General features: G+C 49.4%; 27 protein-coding genes, 1 tRNA gene and 1 riboswitch. Of the genes, 7 read left to right on the top strand and 21 right to left on the bottom strand.

The window, feature by feature from the left end; translation table 11 throughout:
• From PCH05_RS14990 to PCH05_RS15030, 9 genes are all read right to left on the bottom strand, one after another.
• Positions 1–192, bottom strand: a complete 192-nt coding sequence (locus tag PCH05_RS14990; protein ID WP_127603232.1) for a hypothetical protein — start codon at positions 190–192, stop codon at positions 1–3.
• Positions 193–207: 15 nt separating this feature from the next.
• Positions 208–564 (bottom strand): hypothetical protein, encoded by a 357-nt coding sequence (locus tag PCH05_RS14995; RefSeq protein ID WP_127603234.1) that lies wholly within the window; start codon positions 562–564, stop codon positions 208–210.
• On the bottom strand, positions 545–1,447 hold the full coding sequence (locus PCH05_RS15000; RefSeq protein ID WP_127603236.1) for a DnaD domain-containing protein: 903 nt from the start codon (positions 1,445–1,447) through the stop codon (positions 545–547). The genes PCH05_RS14995 and PCH05_RS15000 overlap by 20 nt, the downstream gene beginning before the upstream one ends.
• 69 nt (positions 1,448–1,516) lie before the next feature.
• Entirely contained in the window at positions 1,517–1,735 is a 219-nt protein-coding gene (locus tag PCH05_RS15005) for a hypothetical protein (RefSeq protein WP_127603238.1), read from the bottom strand.
• A gap of 2 nt (positions 1,736–1,737) precedes the next feature.
• Positions 1,738–2,049: a hypothetical protein gene (locus tag PCH05_RS15010; RefSeq protein WP_246049595.1), complete on the bottom strand. Its 312-nt coding sequence runs from the start codon at positions 2,047–2,049 to the stop codon at positions 1,738–1,740.
• A gap of 109 nt (positions 2,050–2,158) precedes the next feature.
• Positions 2,159–2,425, bottom strand: coding sequence for a hypothetical protein (locus PCH05_RS15015; RefSeq protein ID WP_127603242.1), 267 nt, complete (start codon positions 2,423–2,425; stop codon positions 2,159–2,161).
• Between the two features lie 13 nt (positions 2,426–2,438).
• Entirely contained in the window at positions 2,439–2,945 is a 507-nt protein-coding gene (locus PCH05_RS15020; RefSeq protein WP_127603244.1) for a helix-turn-helix domain-containing protein, read from the bottom strand.
• A 174-nt stretch (positions 2,946–3,119) separates the two neighbouring features.
• Positions 3,120–3,332, bottom strand: a complete 213-nt coding sequence (locus PCH05_RS15025; protein ID WP_127603246.1) for a hypothetical protein — start codon at positions 3,330–3,332, stop codon at positions 3,120–3,122.
• Positions 3,333–3,368: 36 nt separating this feature from the next.
• Positions 3,369–3,608 carry a helix-turn-helix transcriptional regulator gene (locus PCH05_RS15030; protein ID WP_246049597.1) on the bottom strand — a complete coding sequence of 80 codons (240 nt, stop codon included), beginning with the start codon at positions 3,606–3,608 and terminating at the stop codon, positions 3,369–3,371.
• Positions 3,609–3,798: 190 nt separating this feature from the next.
• On the opposite strand from PCH05_RS15030, the gene PCH05_RS15035 reads away from it, so the two are divergent.
• The 3 genes from PCH05_RS15035 (at position 3,799) to PCH05_RS15045 (ending at position 6,285) form a co-directional block, all read left to right on the top strand.
• Positions 3,799–4,167, top strand: coding sequence for a helix-turn-helix domain-containing protein (locus PCH05_RS15035; RefSeq protein ID WP_246049599.1), 369 nt, complete (start codon positions 3,799–3,801; stop codon positions 4,165–4,167).
• Positions 4,168–4,241: 74 nt separating this feature from the next.
• Positions 4,242–5,108 carry an ImmA/IrrE family metallo-endopeptidase gene (locus PCH05_RS15040; protein WP_127603252.1) on the top strand — a complete coding sequence of 289 codons (867 nt, stop codon included), beginning with the start codon at positions 4,242–4,244 and terminating at the stop codon, positions 5,106–5,108.
• A 13-nt stretch (positions 5,109–5,121) separates the two neighbouring features.
• Positions 5,122–6,285: a site-specific integrase gene (locus PCH05_RS15045; protein WP_127603254.1), complete on the top strand. Its 1,164-nt coding sequence runs from the start codon at positions 5,122–5,124 to the stop codon at positions 6,283–6,285.
• Positions 6,286–6,378: 93 nt separating this feature from the next.
• On the opposite strand, the gene PCH05_RS15050 is transcribed toward PCH05_RS15045, so the two are convergent.
• Positions 6,379–6,450 (bottom strand) — tRNA-Thr (locus PCH05_RS15050).
• Positions 6,451–6,542: 92 nt separating this feature from the next.
• Entirely contained in the window at positions 6,543–6,845 is a 303-nt protein-coding gene (locus PCH05_RS15055; RefSeq protein ID WP_127603257.1) for an MTH1187 family thiamine-binding protein, read from the bottom strand.
• A 297-nt stretch (positions 6,846–7,142) separates the two neighbouring features.
• Positions 7,143–7,363, top strand: a riboswitch (cobalamin riboswitch).
• Between the two features lie 203 nt (positions 7,364–7,566).
• Between PCH05_RS15055 and PCH05_RS15060 the strand changes: the two genes are divergently transcribed.
• Positions 7,567–9,900, top strand: coding sequence for a ribonucleoside-diphosphate reductase subunit alpha (locus tag PCH05_RS15060; RefSeq protein WP_127603259.1), 2,334 nt, complete (start codon positions 7,567–7,569; stop codon positions 9,898–9,900).
• A gap of 382 nt (positions 9,901–10,282) precedes the next feature.
• Positions 10,283–11,314 carry a ribonucleotide-diphosphate reductase subunit beta gene (locus tag PCH05_RS15065; protein WP_127603261.1) on the top strand — a complete coding sequence of 344 codons (1,032 nt, stop codon included), beginning with the start codon at positions 10,283–10,285 and terminating at the stop codon, positions 11,312–11,314.
• Between the two features lie 109 nt (positions 11,315–11,423).
• On the opposite strand, the gene ssuE is transcribed toward PCH05_RS15065, so the two are convergent.
• The 10 genes from ssuE to PCH05_RS15115 form a co-directional block, all read right to left on the bottom strand.
• Positions 11,424–12,056, bottom strand: coding sequence for an NADPH-dependent FMN reductase (ssuE, locus tag PCH05_RS15070; protein WP_127603263.1), 633 nt, complete (start codon positions 12,054–12,056; stop codon positions 11,424–11,426).
• A gap of 256 nt (positions 12,057–12,312) precedes the next feature.
• Complete coding sequence (locus PCH05_RS15075) at positions 12,313–13,290, bottom strand: HoxN/HupN/NixA family nickel/cobalt transporter (protein WP_246049601.1); 978 nt, start codon at positions 13,288–13,290, stop codon at positions 12,313–12,315.
• A 123-nt stretch (positions 13,291–13,413) separates the two neighbouring features.
• Positions 13,414–14,070 (bottom strand): PadR family transcriptional regulator, encoded by a 657-nt coding sequence (locus tag PCH05_RS15080; RefSeq protein ID WP_127603267.1) that lies wholly within the window; start codon positions 14,068–14,070, stop codon positions 13,414–13,416.
• 120 nt (positions 14,071–14,190) lie between these two features.
• Positions 14,191–15,015, bottom strand: coding sequence for an urease accessory protein UreD (locus PCH05_RS15085; protein ID WP_127603269.1), 825 nt, complete (start codon positions 15,013–15,015; stop codon positions 14,191–14,193).
• 1 nt (position 15,016) lies between these two features.
• A complete protein-coding gene (gene ureG / locus PCH05_RS15090) occupies positions 15,017–15,628 on the bottom strand; it encodes an urease accessory protein UreG (protein ID WP_127603271.1) in 612 nt (203 codons plus the stop codon).
• A 27-nt stretch (positions 15,629–15,655) separates the two neighbouring features.
• Positions 15,656–16,342, bottom strand: coding sequence for an urease accessory protein UreF (locus tag PCH05_RS15095; protein WP_127603273.1), 687 nt, complete (start codon positions 16,340–16,342; stop codon positions 15,656–15,658).
• On the bottom strand, positions 16,335–16,790 hold the full coding sequence (gene ureE / locus PCH05_RS15100) for an urease accessory protein UreE (RefSeq protein ID WP_127603274.1): 456 nt from the start codon (positions 16,788–16,790) through the stop codon (positions 16,335–16,337). Before ureE ends, PCH05_RS15095 begins: the two co-directional genes overlap by 8 nt.
• A gap of 12 nt (positions 16,791–16,802) precedes the next feature.
• The gene (ureC, locus tag PCH05_RS15105; protein ID WP_127603276.1) at positions 16,803–18,521 is read right to left on the bottom strand and encodes an urease subunit alpha; all 1,719 of its coding nucleotides are present in this window, start codon (positions 18,519–18,521) and stop codon (positions 16,803–16,805) included.
• The gene (locus tag PCH05_RS15110) at positions 18,518–18,841 is read right to left on the bottom strand and encodes an urease subunit beta (RefSeq protein ID WP_127603278.1); all 324 of its coding nucleotides are present in this window, start codon (positions 18,839–18,841) and stop codon (positions 18,518–18,520) included. Before PCH05_RS15110 ends, ureC begins: the two co-directional genes overlap by 4 nt.
• A gap of 29 nt (positions 18,842–18,870) precedes the next feature.
• Complete coding sequence (locus PCH05_RS15115; protein ID WP_127603280.1) at positions 18,871–19,173, bottom strand: urease subunit gamma; 303 nt, start codon at positions 19,171–19,173, stop codon at positions 18,871–18,873.
• A gap of 204 nt (positions 19,174–19,377) precedes the next feature.
• Here PCH05_RS15115 and PCH05_RS15120 point away from each other — a divergent pair, with 204 nt between their 5' ends.
• Both PCH05_RS15120 and serS read left to right on the top strand, forming a co-directional pair.
• On the top strand, positions 19,378–20,319 hold the full coding sequence (locus PCH05_RS15120) for an urea transporter (RefSeq protein WP_127603282.1): 942 nt from the start codon (positions 19,378–19,380) through the stop codon (positions 20,317–20,319).
• Positions 20,320–20,672: 353 nt separating this feature from the next.
• A complete protein-coding gene (serS, locus tag PCH05_RS15125; RefSeq protein ID WP_127603284.1) occupies positions 20,673–21,974 on the top strand; it encodes a serine--tRNA ligase in 1,302 nt (433 codons plus the stop codon).
• Positions 21,975–22,226 lie beyond the last annotated feature (252 nt).

Raw genomic sequence — 22,226 nt, forward strand, 5'->3', positions numbered from 1 at the left:
TTATGATTGCATGGCTGCCGACTCCTGACGGCCCCATTTCCCGATTCGACTTCCGAACTCTTGAATACCACCCTCAATCTCATCCTGATCCAGATCAGCAAATTCAGAATTGAGTTCCTGGCGCGTTGGAATGTGTCCGGTCGCCAAGGTATGGCATTTCAGAAATTCGAAAACGGTCCATCTATTCGCCATGAGATAAATCCTCCCTCAGCTTGATTTGAATTTCCTCACGCTGCCCCCACGGTTCAGACTTAAAATCCAAGCCTCATCATCCGTGATCTTGCTGTGATCTATATCTTCAGAAAACCTCGCCCAAAAGGGAATGTATCTGAATTGGGTCTTTTCGGATGCGTTGTAGACGTAAGCAGCTGGGCGTTCTCTTTCTTGTACCGGGCATCCGACCTGTTTGCAGCGATTGTAGGGCAGCAATATGTCCGCAGTAGGCGGAGGGCTCGTCCATCGGCCTTCCATTACCCATTCCCCATCAATTTCAACTTGTTTAGGAATAAGGCAAGGGATTCCGCTTGCCTTCGCCTGCACCTTGTTAAGCCAGAGCTTTCTCATAGGATCGCCCGCCTTTTCCTTCCTGCATTTTCTTCGCTTCCTGAATCATCCTGTGAAATTCTTCGTCGGATACGTCTTCCGGTGGATCTGAATCAACTGCTATCGGTATTTCAGGTTTTTGATTCCCCCGTGGTATCACCCTTTTCGGCGGCTCTTTCGTCCAAGGCTCGTCCACTCCCTCAGACTTCCAATTTTTAAGAATGCCGACTACGTAGCTTATTTTCCGTTTACCAGCTACAACTGACCTTTTCAGGGCTTCACATACCCAACGTTCCCCGAAAGTTTCAACCAAGTCGCTAAGCTGTTCTGCGATTACCGGGCTTATTGTTCCAAAGCCTTCGTTTTCAAACATCCGATACGGATTCATTTCGACAACGACCGTGTTACTGTCCGGCGGTACGGTATTGTTGGTTGTGTTCTGTTCGGTATGGTTAGGTTCGGTAGGGTTAGGTTGTGTTGGGTTGGGTAGCCCCGTGACACTCGAATCCGTCACGTTGTCGTCACGCGTGACATCCGCGTGACCTGTTTGGACTTCCACTTTTTTGGCGCGTGACCGTCGCTTTCTTTCCTTGTTTTGTTCACGTTTTTCCACGAGACGTCCCGCATAGTCGTACCAGTCATGGATGACATTGTCATGGTCAACGAATTTAGAATCCCTCAGCGCTGAATACAACTTTCCGGGTTCTCCATCCCATTCACATGCATCTTCAATGTCGGCGGCATCATACTTGGATAAATCGCCATCCTGGGAGTAATCCATTGCCCACCACCAAAACAAATGCAAATGACCAATAGCGGTTGGAAGAGTTACACCCAGTAGCCTCGATAATCGTTTAGTCTTGGGATGTCTTGCTAACTCTTGGTGGCTTTCAATCCATGCCATTGTTCTAAACTCACCACCTGATTTTATTTTTGTGGTATTATAAAAATGAATATTTTTTCAAGTCGGGGATCACGCTGGCAGGCGTGGTCTTCTTTTTTTGTGTTTCATCGGTTCTTCTGTTTCAGCCGGATCTTCGATAAACAGCAGGTTTCTAAGTTCCATCACTTCTTTAATGACTGCATCACGTGATCTCGAATCACCTTCCAGGAGCTTTACATAGAGTGCAAGTAATCTTTTCCGCTTGCTCCGGCGCGTCATATCTCGCTGCGCAAATACATCTTTCTTCATGTTCACACCTCCTCGAAACGCATCTGCATAGCCTGAAATGCCAAGCGTTTGTTATTTGGATCAAGGAAATCCATGTCTGACAGATTTACCTTATGACGTTCGTTGAACAAGTGAAGGGCCAAGTGAAGCATGAACTTCTCGGAATGACTCCATGGTTGCGCCTGACGCTTCAGAGCTTCGGCCTTGATGGTCCGACCGTCCACGTCAATGAACTTCGTGGTGCAGACGCTCTTAAGTCGAGGCTGATTCAAAAACAAATGGAGAGTTCCTCGCCAATATCGATCCTGCATCAAATCCACTGGAATTGTGCTCACCCTGTAATGCCTCCTTTCCATTTTGATGCGGTCAGCCGCATCTCTCGACGCCGAACAGGAGAATGGTTAGAATACTGTCCGACGCCGGGAGACAGGGCCGACAGGCCTGTCATACTGCCTTGCTTTTCTGCCGATTGTGGAATAAAATGAACGATAAGAGAATGTTTATACGATGTTTCAAACGAAGCGCTCGGCCTGCCCGCCGGGCGTTTTTCATTTCCACTTCCGCAAATGTTTTCATTGCACATAGATAAGCTTCTGCGTCTTTTAACTTCCCCGGCAACATCGCTTCAGGATGCTTTCTGATCCACTTCAGGTTATGTATTGCGTCCCGGCCAGCCTGTAAGGCATCCACCGCTAAACGTTCCTGCACCACATCTATACACCTCTCAATTCAAGTATTTTTTCGACTTCAGTTCAGCCCGATGTTCTTTCCAGATTCCGATATAGCTAAATGCGTAATCTTTGCATAACACTGCAACGTTATGGGTTAAGGCTGTAATAGCTTCCACGCATTCGAAGATCGCTGTCCTTATAGCAGCCCGATCCGCTACCGTCAGCTGATCGGGACGCTTCATAATGGGAGCTGTCTTCATTGCGGCAATTGCCTCCTCAGTCTCTTCCATGGATTTAAGATGCGTTGCTGCCCTGTGCAGATCGGCATTATCCAACCACGGGACACTGGCTCCCCCAGTGATTTCTTCCTGTGCAGCGAGATATAAACGCGGATCGTCGAACGTACTTGCTGCCTGGCGGATCAAGCTGCTGGGTGCTGGACGCTTTCCGTTCTCCACCTTAGCCACGGATGAGCGATCAATGAGGACTCGATCAGCAAACTCCTCTTGGGTCATGCCTGCCTGCTTTCGGTAATCATGTAAGACCTCTCCGATTGACATTCCAATTCCACCTCTCCTGGTATCATCACAATTCAGGGAGCAAAGTGGACAATTTGGCTCATAAACCTCATAGATTTGTGGCACAATATTCAGTTATGATTTATTTGAGCAAAACAAATCCCCTTATTCCCCTCCGCCGCCTGCAGCTGGTACCGCTCTGGCGGCTGTCTTTTATTAGCTGCCAGAAGCAACCCTGTATCTTTGGCGATACCAATCCAGAAAGTCGCCCCAGATCAGACGTTTCTGTCTTTCACCACCGAGATCATACAGAGGACAGCCCCGTTCATTGACAATGTCATATGCCTTCTGTTTATCAATTTTTAAACGTTTGGCTAATTCAGGAATGGTTATAACATCCGTTTCTGAAAAGACTGGTTTATCCACCACGTTTATTACCTCCCTTAGAAAAGTAATCCAGACACTCTATACGCTCTCTTTAACGCTATCAGTATAAGATTCTTGTACATACAGACCTGAAAAAAGTTTATTTATATCCTTGTTCAAGATTCTTGATATCTTAAATGCGTCGCTAAGAGAAGGACTTGAATATCCATTCTCCCAATTACTAACTGTTGCTTTCGAGTAGCCTAGTAATGCCGCTAACTCTTCTTGAGTTAGGCCTTTATCTTTACGCGCGCCTGACAAGGCTAGATTCTTTTTCAAACTCATCACCTTCTTTTTGTATAAGTTTCTTGTACTTATAGCCTGATTATAGAGTATGAGAATCTTGTAGTCAATAATAAATAATAATTTTCTTGTACTTTTGTTTTATATTTCTCTTTTTGATGTACAATTAAATTGTACTTTTGGAATAGGGGGAATTTCATTGTTTCGTCCCGATAGACTTATTAGATTGAGAAAAAATAAAGGACTAACCCAAGAAGACCTAGGTAATAAAATCAATTCAACAAAAGGGACGATCAGTAACTATGAGAATGGTCACAGCACCCCACCCAGTGAAGCCCTAGTCCTGATAGCTAATGCGCTAAATACGACGACTGACTATTTACTCGGTCGAACTAATGAGGCACACCCAGACCTATCAGACTCATCTAAAGAACAAGCTGAGTTTGAAGAATTTATTAATGATCCAGAACACGGAATATTTTTCAAGGATTATCTTAAGGCTCCGGCCGAACGCCGGGAGGAAATGCGACTGATTTTCAAGATCTTACAAGAAAAAGAAAAGGGCCGTAAGCCAGAGGATCGTCAAGGTGAGTAAACAATCAAGCCAGTAATGGCTTTTCTTTTTACCCACATAACAGAACATACATTCTTACTTTGGAGGAATTCACCATGTATGAACATTATCGCAAAACTGAACTGGAGCAATTCGTAGAGCATCTTTACAACACAAACGGGATTACTGAGCCACAACAAATCACCATTACAGAGTTATCAAATCGTCTAAACGTATGGGTGCATTATGCAGAAGCCAGGAGTCGCGCTGTGGAGTCCAGGACAGGTATGCGAAGCATGTTTATAGATGAAAGGCTTACACCGGAGGATCAGCGAATGGATTTCCTCCATGAACTCTGCCATTTGCTCCGGCATGTTGGGAATCAGATGATCCTGCCCGATTTATTTACACAGGCGCAAGAATATGAGGCTTTTAATTTCGTGTTTTATGCGGCTATTCCTTTTTTCATGGTTAGCCGAATGCCCATCCCAGACAATCGGCAAAAGGCAATAGAATACATAGCTTATAACTTCAACGTAACTTTACAATTTGCCGAAAAACGACTAGCTCAAATTGAGCGTCGCATACTTCAAGGGCAGTTTGATGCTGTAGCTTCTCAATGCTGTACAACGATTGAGACAAAGGACCAAGAGCCGGCCGTAGGCACTACCGTATATGCTTTTTATGATTCATCAGCAGATGTTAGCGGCCCGTCACAATTGGTCATCGAGGCAGATGAGAAAGCTGTCGACTCAGCAGCTGACTACTTGTTCTCCGTGGATGGTCCTTTCGACCGCTTAGAGCTGGAGGATTTGCCTTACTATAACCGGTGCACACGCCTTTTTGCTCAGGATTTGATCTACAAGGATGGTATGATCGGAGTGAATTTTGCCGTTTTAAATCTTAAATACGGTCGGAAGCAGCAGTACGTCTTACACATGAAGGATATCGAACGGGTGGTTTATTTAGGAAAATACTTTTAAGGAGGGAATAATCATGAGAGGCCACATCGCTAAGAAGGGCAACAAACACTACATTGTCATTGATCTTGACCGAGATGAAATCACAGGAAAGAGAAAGCAAAAATGGTTATCTGGTTACGACAGAAAGAGAGACGCAGAAAAAGCGCTACCCAGTGTACTATCGGATTTTATGAAAGGGACCTTTGTCGAGCCCTCTAAAAAGACATTCGGTGAAATCATGAAGTCTTGGCTCGAAGACAAGAAAACCTCCGTCAAGCACGGAACGTGGAAGTCCTATGAATGGCTGGTTAATTCACATATTATCCCCAACCTGGGAAACGTACTAGTCACCAAATTAAAGCCCCAACACCTTCATGATTTGTATCATAAGACTTTGATCGACAAACTGTCCGTAGGTTCAATAAAAAAAGCGCATGTCCTTATCCTTGATGCTCTTAACCGTGCCGTTATCTGGGGAATGCTTTCTCAGAATGTAGCCCAATATGTTGATCTTCCCCAAGGGAAGAAGAAAAAATTCGAAGTATGGAATGAAGATCAGCTCAGGGTATTCCTTGACGCTGCATCAAAGGATCAATATTACATGGCTTTTGAACTTGCAGCATCGACAGGCATGCGACAGAGCGAGATCCTGGCTTTAAGAAGAGTTGACGTCGATCTGCAAACAAAAACAGCATCCGTTCGCCAGGCCTACACATTGGCCGAAGTCGGACATGACTTTGATGATACAAAGAACGACAGCAGCGTACGCTCTATCGCGCTATTTGTTGACACAGTCAAACTCCTGGAGTCACACTTTAGGAATCAGGATCGGGAACGAGAAACCAATCCCTTATATAACGATTCGGGTCTTGTTATTCAGACCAGTATCGGCACCCCACTTGGACCGCGTAATCTGATGCGTCATTTTTATCGTATTATGGAAGCAATCGTAAAAGATCATTCAGATTTCCCGAAAATTCGATTCCATGATCTTCGGCATACTCATGCGACGCTGCTGCTAAAGGCAGGGATTCATCCCAAGATCGTTCAGGAACGTCTAGGACATAGCTCCATTAACGTCACCCTCGACACTTATTCCCATGTCCTCCCTAACCTTCAGGAATCGGTATTGAAAAACATTGGCGATTCGATTACCGGAACACGAATTCCCACCCCAAAAACCACTTTAATTGACTAAAGGTTAGAAGAATGTTAGAAGTACAGCTCATCAAATAGAAAAGACGCGGCACCGGAAATCCGGAATGCCGCGCCCTGTAAGGCTTTTAAAGGATGCTGGTGAAGGGAATTGAACCCCCGGCCTACGCATTACGAGTGCGTTGCTCTACCCCTGAGCTACACCAGCTTACATCTTGTTTCACTTGAAAAGTTCAAACGAAACAAAAACTATTATACAACTTTCATTCCAAAATGCAAGACCTAATGAATCCATGGTAATTATTGCAGCTTTGACCGCACCGATTGCAGCTTCTGCTCGCTGGATGACGCCTTGTCGCGTCGATCATCGATTTTGACGGAAGTGGATACCCGCTGCGCTCCCGAAAGGAACGGTGCCTCATGCAGCGCCGAAATCGCCTTCCATACATCCGCAAGCTCCCCTTCAATAATCGTGCTCATTGACGTCAGCTGATAGCTTATTCCTTGCTGATCGGCCAGCACGTTCTGCATCTCGGCCACATAAGAGCTTAAGCTGGTCGTCCCGGTTCCGATGGGAATGACGGTTACCTCTGCGATTGCCATGGTTTGATTCCTCCTGTCCCTGGATCTTGCCTGTTTTGTACATGCCGTTTATCTTCCTTATTGTATCCAATTCCGGGAAAGATAGCAAAATCACTAGCCGGGTCTTAAAAATTTTTTTATCGCGCCATATCTGCTTTTTTGGCCTTAAAGGAGCAATTTCGGACAATTTTCGAGTCCCTTCCTTCACCCCCTTAGTAGCAAATATAGCACTTCTCTGATATAATTCATCTTGCTTGCAATTTTAGATTATCGTGTTTACAAACACAATATATTGGGTTAAATTAGTATGACTACAACCAAATATAGTAGAGACAGGTGAACCACGCTTCATAAAGCCTACGGTTCCTAACAGGGAAGCACGGTGCAAATCCGTCACGGTCCCGCCACTGTAACCGGACAGCCGGGAGGCTTCATACCCCGGCAATCATCGGCAGACGCCACTGCAAGCGAGACGCTCGCGGGAAGGTGCCGACGGAAGCTTCGGGAGTCAGGAGACCTGCCTGTTTCGTACACACAATACCTACGAGGAATAGGAACGTGTTGCCTTTCTGCGCCCATTTTTGGTGCCTAATAACATGCAGCATTTTCGCGATTCGCACGTTCGGTCGCCGGAAATGCTTTTTGTGTGGCCCTGTTTCCTTCCTCGCTGTAACACTCTGCTTTTCTATGGTTTATTTTTCTTTTTATTACAATATTATCAATTTTGAAAGGGGAACTGTACATGCCTCAGCTCGTGACCAAACCGAACAATCGTCAGCTGGCTTTCGATGAAATCCGCCTTTCCGTCTATGCGGACCGCGTTCTGGAAGGATTGGAGACGCTCGATAAGGAGCGCCTGCTTCGCGGCGTAACCAGTAAACTGCGCCGGGAGGAAGTGACCGGAGACGAAATCAGCAACGCATTTACGATGTCGGCGCTTGAGCTTGTAACGAAGGAGGAGCCGAACTGGAAGTTCGCCGCAGCCCGCTCCCTTTTGACTTCTTTATATAAAAAAGCGGCTTATAACCGCCGTTATAAAGCCTATCCGGACGAGCCGTACGGCAACTTGTATCCTCTCATCTCCGAGCTGGTGAACAAGGGCATCTACCGCGAAGAGCTTATCGAATGCTACACCAAAGAACAGATTGAAGAGCTTGGCAAATGCATTGATCACAGCCGTGATTTGCTGTTTGACTACATAGGTCTTCTTACGCTTTCCGACCGTTACCTGGCCCGCGATTTCGACGGCCGCGTCATGGAGCTCCCTCAGGAGCGTTACATGGTCATCGCCATGTATCTGATGCACACCGAGCCGGCCGAGAAACGCATGGAGCTTGTCAAAGAAGCTTACTGGGCAATGAGCAACATTTACATGACCGCAGCCACACCAACCATGTCCAATGCCGGCAAAAAGGTCGCAGGACAGCTGTCCAGCTGCTTTATCGATACCGTGGACGATTCGCTGGAAGGCATTTTCGATTCCAATACAGACGTAGCGCGTCTGAGCAAAATGGGCGGAGGCATCGGGGTATACCTCGGCAAGGTTCGTGCCCGCGGATCCGACATTCGCGGCCATAAAAACACCAGCTCCGGCGTCATCCCTTGGATCCGCCAGCTGAACAACACCGCCGTCAGCGTTGACCAGCTTGGCACGCGTAAAGGCGCAGTGGCGGTTTACCTGGATGTCTTCCACAAAGACATTCTGGCCTTCCTCGACCTGAAGCTGAACAACGGCGACGAGCGCATGAGAGCTCATGACGTCTTCCACGGCGTATGCATCCCTGACTTGTTCATGGAAGCTGTCGAGGAACGCAGCGAGTGGAATCTGTTCTGTCCGCATGAAGTGAAGAAGGTTATGGGCTGGAAAGACGAGAACGGCACGCCGCTCGGTCTGGAGGATTTCTACGACGCAACCGTTGGCCAAGGCGCTTTCCGCGAAAAATATGCCGAGGCGGTGGCGCATCCGCTGCTGTCCCGCATCACGGTGCCTGCGATCGACATCATGAAGCGTGTGATGAAATCCCAGCTGGAAACCGGTACACCTTACATGTTCTATCGCGATACGGTGAACCGCGCCAACCCGAACCGTGCCCATGGCATGGTGTATTCTTCCAACCTGTGCACGGAAATTATGCAGAACCAATCGCCGACGGTCGTGGAAAAGGAAGAGCTCGTGACGAAGGATGGACAAACCCGCATCGTCATTTCCAAAATTCCTGGCGACTTCGTTGTCTGCAATCTAAACTCCATTCATCTGGCCCGCGCCGTGCCGGCCGGCGTGCTGGAGCGTCTGATTCCGATCCAGGTGCGCATGCTGGACAACGTCATCGACATCAACAACATCGAAGTGCTGCAGGCGCAGTACACTAACAGTCAATACCGCGCGGTCGGTCTCGGCACCTTCGGCCTGCACCATCTGCTGGCCCTGGAGGGTATCCGCTGGGAGTCCGATGCTGCCGTCGAATACAATGACAACCTGTACGAGAAAATCAACTACCTGCTCATCCGTTCCAGCATGGAGCTGGCCAAGGAAAAAGGTCATTATCCGAAATTCAAAGGCTCCGACTGGGAAAACGGCTCTTACTTCGACAGCCGCGGCTACACGGACGACGAGCATGTAGGCAAATTCGTGACGACCGAAGCGTGGACGGAGCTGCAAAAGGAAGTGCAGGCAAACGGCGTCCGCAACGCATGGCTGTTCGCCATCGCGCCTAACGGGTCGACTTCGATTATTGCCGGTTCCACCGCCAGTATCGACCCGCTGTATGATCTGCTTTCTTACGAAGAGAAAACAACCTATAAAATTGCCAATCCGGCTCCGGATCTCTCCGAGAAAACGATCTGGTACTATAAAACGGCCTTCATGATCGACCAGAACTGGTCCATCAAAATGGCTGCTGCCCGCCAGCGCCACGTGGACCAGGGCCAAAGCTTCAACCTGTACGTCCGCCCGGATATCCGCGCAGCCGACTTCCTTGAGCTGCATTTGCATGCCTGGAGAGCGGGCATCAAATCGACGTATTATGTACGCAGCCGTGCGCTGACGATTGAAGAGTGTGAGTCTTGCGCATCGTAAAGTTTATGAAAAAGGCCTTTTCCCAACCCTCCCAAACCCTCCCTTCTTAAGGGAGGGCCCCGAGGGCTCCTGCCCTCTGGACACCCGAAATTTTGGCTGCGGCAGGGTATGCGGCGCTTGTTGGTGACGGTGTGCTAGGAGCGCTTTCGTCCCCCCGCTCGTTGCTTTGCAACATTGCTATGGGACACGCTGTAATATTGCTGCATTATTTAAAACATTTTAACTGCTACTAACTATGCCAGGGCCCCCCTGTTTTGCTTCGCAAAATTTGGTCGGCCCACGGCTTGTTTTCTGCCCCATTTGCAACACCCTCATACGATTACAGCATCCTGCCGATGTTGATATAGATGCTTAAACCAATCCCTGAAGGAGTGAACGGACGGTGCAATTACAGAAAATTTTCAATTCCGAAGCGCCTAACCAATCTACAAAAATTATCGAAGGCGAATGCTCGGGTATCCTGAACTGGAACGATATCCGCATGCCTCATATGTATAAATTGTACAAAGTGCTGTTGCTCAACCACTGGATCGCGGACGAAATTCCGATGGCGAAGGACGCGCAGCAGTTCCCGCTTCTGGATGCGGACGAGCAGCGCACCTTCAAAATCAATATCTCCTTGCTGGCGGTGCTCGACTCCATGCAAACGATGTTCGTCGGCGACGTGAAAAGATACTTCACGGATTCCTCGCTGGAAGCCATCTCGGCGATCATCGGACAGCAAGAGGTTGTCCACAACCAATCGTATTCTTACGTGCTCTCTTCCATCGTATCGGAGCAGGAGCAAAAAGAGATTTTCGAATACTGGAAGCATGATCCGGTCCTTCTCGACCGCAATCGCTTCATCTCTGAAATTTATCAGGAGTTCCGCGACGAACAAACGCCGCAGACCTTTTTCCGCGCGCTCGTCGCTGACCTGATTCTTGAGGGGATTTTCTTTTACAGCACCTTCGCCTTCTTCTACAACCTGGCCCGTGACCAGAAGATGATGGCGACCAGTCAGATGATCTCCTACATCCAGCGCGACGAGAACCAGCACTGCTACTTCTTCGGCGAAGTGTTCAAGCAGCTGCTGAAGGACTTCCCTGAGCTGAACACGCCGGAGAACATGGACTACGTCTACCGTACGATCGACCGCGCAGTAGAGCTGGAAACGAACTGGGCTCATTACACGCTCCAGAACAACCGCGGCATTGATCTGAACGAGCTGTCCGACTACATCAAATACATCGCCAACAAGCGCCTGAAACTGATGGGCATGGAGAAGGCTTATCAAGGCGTGGATTCCAACTGCATGCCTTGGATCCGCCCCTTCTCCGACGAAGCTCTGAACGCAACCAAAACCGACTTCTTCGAAGCCAAATCCCGCAACTACGGCAAGGTCGGAGACGACAACGGATTTGACGACCTGTAAGAAGGCAAGCTTCAAATGGTATAGTTATATTAAGTTCTCTTAAAAAGAGCCTGTGATCCTTGGATCACAGGCTCTTTCTTGTTGAAGGGCTGCATACAATGGCTGCGGATCAGCGGACATTCCGATGGATCTGGACCCCCAAGCTGCCGATCAAGGCCGTGCAAGCATCGGGGGCGTCTGCCCCATTATTCCCTCCGGCCCGCATAAGGTTACGCTTTTCCAGCTCTGCAAACAGCTCCTCCAGCGACGCATCCAGTCGTTCGACAAGCTCTGGCGCGAGCGTCATGGCGCCGGACTCCTCACGGGCAATCTGTGAATCGACGGCAAAGACGCCTCCCAGAATATGCCTCGCACCCAGCGCTGACAGTACCGGCTTTAAGGCATAATCCATCGCGAGCAGATGCGCCAGGCTGCCGCCGATGAATAAGGGCAATATGATTTTCCCGGAGAGGCCCTTTTTCGGCACCGTATCCAAGAAAGTCTTGAGCAGGCCCGTATATGAAGCCTGGAATACCGGGCTCGCCATGATGACGGCTTCCGCTCCCGCAAGCAGCCGATTGGCGGAAGCGATTTTCTTACTATCGATCCGTGCCAGAATCAGATCTTCGGCAGGCAGCTTGACCACATCAATCCGGTGCAGCTCATGCCCCCTTCCCGCTGCATGCACTTCCGCATGCTGTATTACTCCCATCAGCCGTGACGTGAGGAAGGGACCTCCATTCAGGATGACTATACGACTCAACGGTATGCACCTCTTTTGTTCGGCCGCGCATGAACGCATGGGCCGGATCGCCTGAATCTGATGCTTCTCTTCTCTTATTATAAGCAGGCGCAGCCCCATGGGTTCCTGAGCACCTATTCAGCGAGTGCCATTGTGAGCGACAAATCTCCTTTTTCCGGGGGCCTAAACATGAAGGGACGAAGCAGGAATGTCCCGCTTCGCCCCTTGTTTAATCCTTCCGATGGACCACAGCAAATCAGCCCCATCGAATCGGATTCTATTTCACCGTATACCGCTCTTCGATTTTATAATACTTCCATATAAAAACGGCTAGACCCCAAATCGCTAAAAATGCCACGACCAAGAAGTAACCCAAATTGCCAAAATCAACGGATGCGATCACATCCCATACGCCGCCTGATAAATGAAGCTTTTCGGTCGTAATTTGGGCCAGTTCAACGATTCCGACCGCCAGCGCCGCCACGACGGAAATCGCGGTGACAATCAAATTGTAGTATACCTTACGGACCGGTCTGTCATTGGCCCAGGCATAGCTTTTGGTCATCATCAAGCCATCGAGCGTATCAAATAAACTCATGCCCGCCGCAAATAGCAGAGGGAGCGCGATAATCCCGAGAACGGGAAGATGATTGTTCGCCGCACCCGCCGACATGGTTAACAGTGATATTTCCGTGGCCGTATCGAAGCCGAGTCCAAATAAGAAACCGATCGGGTAAATATGCCAGCTTTTCGTGACCACCTTAAACAAGGAGCCCAGATAGCGGGTGAAAAAGCCCTTTGCCTCGAACATTTTTTCCAGATCCGATTCCTGAATCTTTTCTTCTTTCATCTTGCGGAACGTTTTCCACAGCTGAACGAACAGCATCAAATTCAGAATCGATAAAAATACCAGAAAAACACCCGATACCGACACACCGATGATGCCGCCTATATCCTGCATGCTGGGCATGTATTTGGCGACGAACTTGACGGAGATCGCGGTTAACACAGCCAATAAAAAAACAACGGTGGAATGCCCTAATGAGAAGAAGAACCCTACGCCACGGGAATCCTTCTTTTGAGCAATCAATTTGCGGATCGTATTGTCCACCGCGGCAATATGGTCAATGTCAAAAGCATGGCGAACACCAAACACATACGCTGCGATTCCCATACCGATAAAGGCTGGATGAGAAGGTACCACGGTAAATAACGCAATGAGTCCAATGACGTGAATGATCAAAACACCTAACATATAACGATTCCAAATAAATTTCATCGCTTCTACCTTTCACTCCATGGTTAATTTGTTTGTCCCATCCGCTTCCGGTTCATCCCTCCGATAACCCGTTATTTTGAAGATGATGATTTATATTATTTAGATTTCACTAAAAAAAGAAATACTTTGAATGATTTTATTGAATGTTACTGCACTTGCGATTCCCAACGAAAATCTGATCACATTGGAATTCTCCAGCAGCTTCAAGACCCACTGGCACCACGAGATCTCTTCTTTATCTAAAAGATTGCTCCGATTCAACAGAACATAGCGTCCAAAATGCTTGGATGAGACATTTCTATGCTCGTCCTCCACGGTGGCTATTTTCTTGTCGCGTAAAGCCACCTTATGCTCTAATTTCGCGATCCGTTCGTGAATTAACTCTGTCGCATGATTCTCATCTGCCGTCCACATCGAATAGATCTTGATCAGAAACTCATCCCGGAGGATGGAATCGGCAGGTTTTTCGGCTATCCAAGCTCCCAAAGCTTCTTTTCCCTTTTCCGTAATGGAAAATATTTTCTTATCAGGCTTGCCCGTCTGCTCGACATGCTCAAACACGACGAGCCCATTCTGCTCCATTTTGGTTAACAGAGGATAAATCTGACTGTGCTTTGCGGGCCATAACACCTCTAAATGGGTTGCCAATTGATAACCGGAACATGGATTTCTGCCTAATACACTGAGAATCGCATAACCAAGAGTATTCATAACGTCTTCATTCCTTATCTTCATTTGAAAAACTATTTCAACCAACCCGACCTGTTCAACTAAGGGTACCTGCAATCGTTTTTAATTGTAACCTCTTTTATAGTTCTCAGGTAGTATCTATTCTGTGAAAAACCCGGCAACCATTCGGTTGCTGGGTCTTCGGCATTAATATTTTCTCAGAAAGGATGGGGTTGTATGAAATAGCTCCCGGCGAATGATATGGTGACATAGACTATGAATTTTCTCGATGGTTTGCGTTGAGTTAGCTAAGACCCGAACGATCAGCCCCGGTACCGGCAGCAAGGACAGGCCGATCTTACATCCGTCATGATGCTCCTGAACCGCATGGTACAGCTGGTCCAGAAGATCGGCACTTACCTGTTCCCCGACCACCATCATGGATCCCAAATGCGAATAACCTTCCATGTAGCCTATAGAGGCCATGTGGTGGTTCGCCGGATTCAATTTAATATGATCGAAGACGACCAATTCATCATCCATATAGATTTCATTGATCAATTGCAGCCGGTCATAACTAAATTGCTCTCCTTCCGGCGACCAGCCCGAGGTAATGATATCGGAGTACAGAAAGGTCGCGCCTTGCTCCATTTTGACTACCGTTTTTTGCAGATATCGGGCGTCCTTATAACCGATAAGCGGATCGGTAATATACTCGAGAAAGCTGCCCCTTTTAAGGCTGATTTCCGTCTCCTGATACGCGGGCTGGTTGGGTGTCTTGTATATTTTCGTAGCCGATTGCGTGGTTAAGGTCAGGCGGGCTTCTTCCTTTAATGAAATTTTCATTTGATAACGATCCCCGTCCAAATAACCTCCGCCCGGATTCAGAATATAATAGCATGCTTGTCCGGATTGATCATGATACACGGGACGCATGACCTTATATGCTCCTTGGAAATATACGTTTTTGGCGACAGTTTTTCCGTTTCGTTCTTCAGCTTCCAATCGCAGAATCCCTGTCCAATCCTTCATCCTATTCCAATCCTTTGAGGAAGGCATTCTCTTTGATCCAGCTGATTACCTGATCAAGTCCTTTATTATCCTTCAGATTCGTAAATACAAACGGCTTGTTTCCGCGGAAAACCTTCGTATCGGACTCCATGACTTCCAGGCTCGCACCGACATAAGGTGCCAGATCCGTTTTATTGATAATGAACAAGTCGGATTTAATCATGCCTTGTCCCCCTTTACGCGGGATTTTCTCGCCTTGTGCCACATCGATGATGTAGATCGAGAAATCCACCAGCTCCGGGCTGAAGGTCGCCGCAAGATTATCCCCTCCGCTCTCGACGAAAATAAGCTCCACATCCGGATGCTTCTCTTTCAATTCGTCGATGGCCGCAAAGTTCATAGAAGCATCTTCACGGATGGCCGTGTGCGGGCATCCCCCGGTTTCCACGCCAATGATGCGATCGGCCGGCAGCACGCCGTTGGCCATCAGAAATTTGGCATCCTCTTTGGTGTAAATATCGTTCGTGACGACCGCCATGCTGATATCGCCCTCCATATGCCGGGTCAATTTCTCAACAAGCATGGTTTTTCCTGCGCCGACAGGTCCTCCAATACCAATTTTGATCGGTTCCATCATATACACTTCTTTCTGTAGTTGATATTAAGACATAAAAATTCGAATATTAACGCGTTCATGCTGCATTTGCGATAATTCCAGGCCCGGTGAGATGATGCCGAAATCCTCTTCATCCAGACTCAGGATCTTGTCCACGGCCTCCATCAGCGCCCCATGGAATTCTTGAAGAATTTTCTGGCCGGCTGTCTGGCCCAGAGGAATCGCGCGCACCGCATTTTGCACGAGGCTGGAAATCACGGAATACAAATAATATACGATCGTGGTGGATTGCGAAACGCCAAGATGATGCCCGATCATCGTGAATACGATCGCGGGATGTCCGAAGCTCTGCTTCTTCCGGATCCGGTCCCGGTAGAGCGACATCACGGGCACATCATACAAGGAGCCTACAAGATTCAACATCCGGTCGCCCATCTTTTGCGTCCCTTCCCTCGTTTCCCGGGGCAGGTTCTGGACGGTCAGCATGCGGTCCATCTTCCACACCGCTTCCAGATTCTCAGCCTGCAATGCATCGTATACGAGACGGGAAGCCAGGCCGTCGGAATGGACAAGCTGCTCATTGACATACACATGAAGCCACTTGGCAAACGTCGCCGGATCATGCACCAGATCGTCCTGGATGTAACTTTCGAGACCGTATGAATGACTGAAGGCTCCGGTTGGAAAGTTGGAATCGCAGAGCTGGAATAAGGATAATGTGTTTTTATCCATGGCTGTGGCCGATGTGGCGGAATGCCTGTTTGACTTTCCTCTCTTCCCGTTGATACGGGATTTCCAGCTGCTGCAGCAATTCCTCCACCAGGTAATCATATTGGACCAGCATTTCCTCGTCTTCAAATTGGGCCGGAAGATGACGGTTGCCGAGCTGATGGGCGATCGTCCCCATTTCCTTCAAGCTCCGCGGACTGATGACGATGAGGTCATCCGAGAGGACATCGATCATGATGATATTTTTGTCATCCATGAATAGAATGTCGCCCGCGACCAGGTCTCGCTGGTCTTTCAGACGGATGCCGATTTCCTTCCCATGGTCGGTTTTGACCCGCTGGACTCGCTTCACCAGATCAGCGCTCTCCATGTACACCTTTTCCATATGGCGTTTCCCGACTTCATCTTTATCCAAGCTTTCGATATTGGTTACGACTTGTTCAATAATCAATGTATTTTCACCTCAAAATAGGAAATAGCGTTGCCCCATCGGTACTCTGTCAACAGGCTCACATGTAATGAGCTCCCCGTTCACTCTGACTTCATAGGTTTGCGGATCCACCGTAATTTCAGGCGTCTCGCTGTTCAGCTTCATGTCTTTCTTCGTTAATGTACGGATGCCATGAACCGGGAGAATGATTTTCTCAAGGCCCAATTGCTCGTGGACTTTATGGTCGAAGGCATGCTGCGAAATGAACGTGGCCGAGCTTCGGGAAAGAGCCTTTCCGTATTGGGCGTACATCGGACGATAGATAACAGGCTGCGGCGTCGGAATGGAGGCATTGGCATCACCCATCAAGCTTTGAACGACAAATCCGTTTTTGATGATCATTTCAGGCTTCACGCCGAAGAAGGCCGGCGACCACAGGACCAGATCCGCCATTTTCCCGACCTCAACCGAACCTACGTACTCCGAAATCCCGTGCGTGATCGCCGGATTGATCGTATACTTGGCGACAAAGCGCTTGGCACGGTGGTTATCCGAGAGCTCGCTGTCCCCCTGCATCGTTCCCCGTTGTTTTTTCATTTTGTCCGCGGTTTGCCATGTACGCAAAATGACTTCGCCGATGCGTCCCATGGCCTGCGCATCCGAGCTCACCATGCTGAATACGCCCATATCCTGCAGGATATCTTCGGCTGCAATGGTTTCACGGCGAATGCGGGAATCCGCAAAAGCAAGATCCTCAGGGATCGACGGATTCAAATGGTGGCACACCATGAGCATATCTAAATGTTCATCGATCGTATTCACCGTATAAGGCAGCGTCGGATTGGTAGACGACGGAAGCACATTCATGTAGCTGGCCGATTTGATCAAATCCGGGGCATGTCCGCCGCCTGCGCCTTCCGTATGGTACATATGGATTACCCGGTCTTTGATGGCAGCCATCGTGTTCTCCATGAAGCCGCCTTCATTCAAGGTATCCGCATGAACCGCAACCTGCACATCGTACTTGTCAGCCACGCTTAATGCATGATCCAGCGCTGATGCCGTCGCGCCCCAGTCCTCATGGACCTTCAGTCCGATGGCTCCGGCCCGTACTTGCTCGGCAAGCGGTTCTTCGGTTGCAGCTTGTCCCTTTCCGGTAAAACCGACGTTAATCGGCATTCCTTCCGCCGCCTCGAGCATCCGCTGGATATTCCATGCGCCCGGAGTAACGGTCGTCGCTTTGGAACCCGCAGCAGGGCCCGTTCCTCCGCCGATCAGCGTCGTGAGGCCGGAGGATAAGGCCGTCTCGATCTGCGCAGGATTAATGAAGTGAACATGCGTATCAATGCCGCCCGCCGTCACGATCATGCCTTCCCCTGCAATAATTTCCGTGGAAGCTCCGATGATGATGTCCACGTTATCCATCACCAATGGATTGCCGGCTTTTCCGATTCCCGCAATCTTCCCGTCGCGAATCCCGATATCCGCTTTATAAATGCCCGTGTAATCCAAAATAATGGCGTTGGTAATGACCACATCGGGGATTCCGTCTCCGCGGGTAACCAAAGGATGCTGACCCATTCCATCGCGAATCACTTTACCGCCGCCAAAAACGACTTCATCGCCGTAGGATGAGGATGAATAATCCTTTTCAATCTGAATAATCAAGTCCGTATCGGCAAGACGAATCGAATCTCCCGTTGTCGGTCCGTACATTTGAGAGTATTGGGTTCTTGGCATTCTAAAGCTCATTGCTGGCACCCGCTTTCCACAGATCCATCGGTTTTGTTGTTAAATCCATAGACACGGCGTTCTCCGGCAAAGCATACGAGCTCGACTTCCTTCTCGTCGCCGGGCTCAAACCGCACCGCAGCTCCCGCCGGGATATTCAAATGTTTCCCGAAGCCATCCTCGCGATTGAACTGCAGAGCTTCATTGACCTCATAAAAATGAAAGTGAGAACCGACTTGAACGGGCCGGTCCCCGGTGTTCTTCACCGTCGTTCTCGACGCCAGTCTTCCAGCATTGCAAATTATATCTTCTTCCTTCAAAAAAATTTGGCCAGGTATCATTTGAATGTTCCTCCTATACGTTTGGTTGTTTACCGAATGGGACTATGTACGGTTACCAGTTTGGTTCCGTCCGGAAAGGTGGCCTCAACCTGAATGTCATCAATCATCTCCGGAATCCCTTCCATTACATCTTCACGGGTCAAAATGGTAGCGCCGTATTCCATCAGTTCGGCGACGGTCCTTCCATCCCGCGCCCCTTCCAGCACTTCGTAGGTAATATAGGCAATGGCCTCAGGATGGTTCAGCTTGAGTCCTCTTGCTTTTCTTCGCTTGGCAAGATCTGCGGCGACTACGATCAAAAGTTTATCCATCTCACGCGGTAACAATTGCATGGGTTTAGCCTCCTTATTGTCATGTTTTAAGCTTGTTCAACTTTCTGTTTCCGTTTGTGATGACTGAATATTTATACATATTTGAGCCAAAATGAAGAGATATGGATTTGATTACCTCTCCGCCTTAATATATCATAAATTATATATATAACAATATTCATATTCAACTTGTTATATAATGTAAACCCATTAAAGGAGATCATCATGGACACGGACAATCGGAATTCATTGCGTGAGGGAACGTTGTATTCTTTCATTTCTGCCACCTTTAAAGCCATCTCCCAAGTCATATTGATTGAAAATGCTGTTACCGGACTCCTGATTTTAATTGCCATCCTGTTATCCTCTATTCCCATCGGTTTCATCGCCCTGCTGTCAGCATTCATATCCGTTGTCATCGGCCGATTAGCCGGAGGGGATAAAACCATTGTTAACCAAGGTTTGCTCGGATATAACTCGGTGTTGGCGGGAATTGCCTTAGCCTTGAATTTGGAGGGAGGCATGCGCTGGGTCATCGCTTTGGCCGGGGCCGCTGTCGCCGCACTTTTTACCGCCGCCATGATGCATGTCATGCGCAATGCCAAGATGCCGGTGCTGACCTTTCCGTATATCGTGCTGACTTGGTTTCTGCTGCTTGCTTCTTACCGTTTGGGGGCTTTCCAGCTAAATCCGGGGCTCGTTCCGCAGGATCTTTCGCACTGGAAGCTGCATTCCGAAGGTACACCAAACCTGTTACACGGGCTCGTGAACGGGATTGGACAAGTTTTTTTCCAGGATTATTTCTGGTCAGGAATCATCATCCTTGCGGGTGTAATTTGGGCCGGATGGCGGCTTGGGCTGTATGCGATCATCGGTTCCGTCATTGCTTGGTTAACCGCTTATGGATTAGGAGCCGAGGTCTCTCCGATCAACCTAGGGCTTTACGGATATAACGCCGTGTTAACGATGTTGGCGGTTGCTGCCGTGTTTGATGCGAAAAGCCGTTTTGCGCCATGGACGGGAATCATTGCGGCCATCCTCTCCGTACCGGTGACGGCAAGTCTGGACACCTGGCTTTTGCCTTTCGGACTCCCGGGACTGACGATGTCGTTTGTACTGTGTACATGGCTCATTCTGGCGGCCAGAAAAATCCTTCCGAATCTTTAGTCCATATTTTGATTCAGAAAAGGCATACAAAAACGGCGGATGAACACTGTACATCTTTTCCGGAATGCATATTGCGCCGGAAACCGGTTTACGCTATACTAAGCCAAAAGAATCGAACAGCAATCATTATGCCTATGATCAGCATCCAACTGTGAGGCGTTTTCGACCGGAGCAAGGCCCTGCCTTCTCCCTAAGTTGACCGGCTTTCCGTCCGTTACCGCGGAACCAAGAGGATCGGCTCCTGCCCAAACGGCAGTCCGGTCAAGTTGGGTGGCACCGCGAGCAAGCGCTCCTCGTCCCAAAGGATGAGGGCGCTTTTTGTATTTTTACGGACAAAGGAGCTTAAACAAACGATGTTAACGATGCAATTTATCCGCGAAAAAGCGGCACAGGTACAACAAACGGCGATACACAAGCATATTCCCTTTCAGGTGGAAAAACTGCTGGAATGGGATGTCACGCGCAGAGATCTGCTGCTGCAGACAGAAAGCCTGCGGGCAGAGCGCAATAAGCTGAGCAAAGAGATCGCCCCGCTGATGAAGGAGGGCCGCAAGGAGGCCGCGGAGCCGATGATGGCCCGGGTCAAGGAGCTGAACGAGGACCTCGGCCGTTTGGAGACCGAGCTGCAGGAGGCCGAGCGTAACGTGTCGGAGATGCTAATGCTCGCGCCCAATATCGTATCGCCCGATACGCCAGTCGGCGAAGACGATAACGACAACGTCGAGGTCCGCCGGGTCGGCGAAGTTCCTTCGTTTGCGTTTGAGCTGCGGGATCATGTGACGCTCGGCGAAATGCATGACATGATCGATATTCCGCGCGGCGTGAAAACGGCAGGCACGCGCAACTATTACCTGAAGGGAGCCGGGCTCTATCTTCACCTTGCCGTACAGCGGCTCGCCCTGGATTACCTCGCGGCCCGGGGATTTACGCCGATGGACGTGCCGGTCATGGTACGTCCCGAGGCACTGAACCGGACGGGCTTCTTTCCGACCGGCCAGGACCAGACGTTCGAGCTGGCCGATGAAGGCAAGTGGCTGGTCGGCACGTCGGAAGTATCGCTTGTCTCGTATTACAGCGATGAAATCGTGGATGCGGCGCAGCCGATCCGCCTGGCCGGCATGTCGGCATGCTATCGCCGCGAAATCGGCTCGGCCGGACGCGACGTCCGCGGCCTGTACCGCGTCCATCAGTTCGCCAAAGTGGAGCAGGTCGTGCTCTGCAAGAATGATCCGGCGGTATCGGAAGCCGTCCTTCAGGAGATTACCGGTCATGCCGAAGGCATCCTCCAGCTGCTTGAACTTCCATACCGGGTGATGTCCGTCTGCACGGGAGACATGTCGCAGAAAACCTATAAGCAGTATGATATCGAGACCTGGATGCCCAGCCGAGCGGCTTATGGCGAGACCCATTCGTCGTCGAACCTGCTGGACTTCCAGGCCCGGCGCTCGAATATCCGCTACCGCGACGAGGAAGGAAATTTGCAGTACTGCCACACGCTGAATAATACCGCCGTCGCTTCGCCCCGCATCCTCATTCCGCTGCTCGAGAATCATCAGCAGGCGGACGGCAGCATATATATTCCTCAAGCGCTGCGGCCGTACATGGGCGGGGTAGACCGTTTAGTTCCTCCTCAACCTGAGAGGAGCGAGGCGTAAGGAATCGCTGCCGCTTGGTACAGGTTACGGTGCGTATATGAGCACTCAGGTAAATCCGGGTCGCGTACCGGCCCGGTGAAGGTTATCCGGCGATACCGAACCGCCGAAGGGAGCGGGCCTATGCGGCACGTTCCTCCACCGGTTGCGGAAGGTGATTCGTGAGGAATATACTGGTGGTGCATAAGACCATGGCAGGAAGTTATCCATATCCATTGAACTAAAGATTATTCTCCTGCATGATCACGAATCCAA

Source organism: Paenibacillus chibensis (genome assembly GCF_004001045.1).
Lineage (GTDB): Bacteria > Bacillota > Bacilli > Paenibacillales > Paenibacillaceae > Paenibacillus_AQ > Paenibacillus_AQ chibensis.

What these genes read in the sequence shown, in the direction of transcription:
- PCH05_RS15040 (WP_127603252.1), top strand. Translation starts at nt 4,242, where the DNA reads ATGTATGAACATTATCGCAAAACTGAACTGGAGCAATTCGTAGAGCAT.
- PCH05_RS15110 (WP_127603278.1), bottom strand. Translation starts at nt 18,841, where the DNA reads ATGATACCTGGCCAAATTTTTTTGAAGGAAGAAGATATAATTTGCAAT.
- PCH05_RS15060 (WP_127603259.1), top strand. Translation starts at nt 7,567, where the DNA reads ATGCCTCAGCTCGTGACCAAACCGAACAATCGTCAGCTGGCTTTCGAT.
- PCH05_RS15020 (WP_127603244.1), bottom strand. Translation starts at nt 2,945, where the DNA reads ATGTCAATCGGAGAGGTCTTACATGATTACCGAAAGCAGGCAGGCATG.
- serS (WP_127603284.1), top strand. Translation starts at nt 20,673, where the DNA reads ATGTTAACGATGCAATTTATCCGCGAAAAAGCGGCACAGGTACAACAA.
- PCH05_RS15075 (WP_246049601.1), bottom strand. Translation starts at nt 13,290, where the DNA reads ATGTTAGGTGTTTTGATCATTCACGTCATTGGACTCATTGCGTTATTT.
- PCH05_RS15045 (WP_127603254.1), top strand. Translation starts at nt 5,122, where the DNA reads ATGAGAGGCCACATCGCTAAGAAGGGCAACAAACACTACATTGTCATT.
- PCH05_RS14995 (WP_127603234.1), bottom strand. Translation starts at nt 564, where the DNA reads ATGAGAAAGCTCTGGCTTAACAAGGTGCAGGCGAAGGCAAGCGGAATC.
- PCH05_RS15005 (WP_127603238.1), bottom strand. Translation starts at nt 1,735, where the DNA reads ATGAAGAAAGATGTATTTGCGCAGCGAGATATGACGCGCCGGAGCAAG.
- ureC (WP_127603276.1), bottom strand. Translation starts at nt 18,521, where the DNA reads ATGAGCTTTAGAATGCCAAGAACCCAATACTCTCAAATGTACGGACCG.
- PCH05_RS15055 (WP_127603257.1), bottom strand. Translation starts at nt 6,845, where the DNA reads ATGGCAATCGCAGAGGTAACCGTCATTCCCATCGGAACCGGGACGACC.
- PCH05_RS15000 (WP_127603236.1), bottom strand. Translation starts at nt 1,447, where the DNA reads ATGGCATGGATTGAAAGCCACCAAGAGTTAGCAAGACATCCCAAGACT.
- PCH05_RS15095 (WP_127603273.1), bottom strand. Translation starts at nt 16,342, where the DNA reads ATGGATAAAAACACATTATCCTTATTCCAGCTCTGCGATTCCAACTTT.
- PCH05_RS14990 (WP_127603232.1), bottom strand. Translation starts at nt 192, where the DNA reads ATGGCGAATAGATGGACCGTTTTCGAATTTCTGAAATGCCATACCTTG.
- PCH05_RS15085 (WP_127603269.1), bottom strand. Translation starts at nt 15,015, where the DNA reads ATGAAGGATTGGACAGGGATTCTGCGATTGGAAGCTGAAGAACGAAAC.
- PCH05_RS15115 (WP_127603280.1), bottom strand. Translation starts at nt 19,173, where the DNA reads ATGCAATTGTTACCGCGTGAGATGGATAAACTTTTGATCGTAGTCGCC.
- PCH05_RS15120 (WP_127603282.1), top strand. Translation starts at nt 19,378, where the DNA reads ATGGACACGGACAATCGGAATTCATTGCGTGAGGGAACGTTGTATTCT.
- ureG (WP_127603271.1), bottom strand. Translation starts at nt 15,628, where the DNA reads ATGGAACCGATCAAAATTGGTATTGGAGGACCTGTCGGCGCAGGAAAA.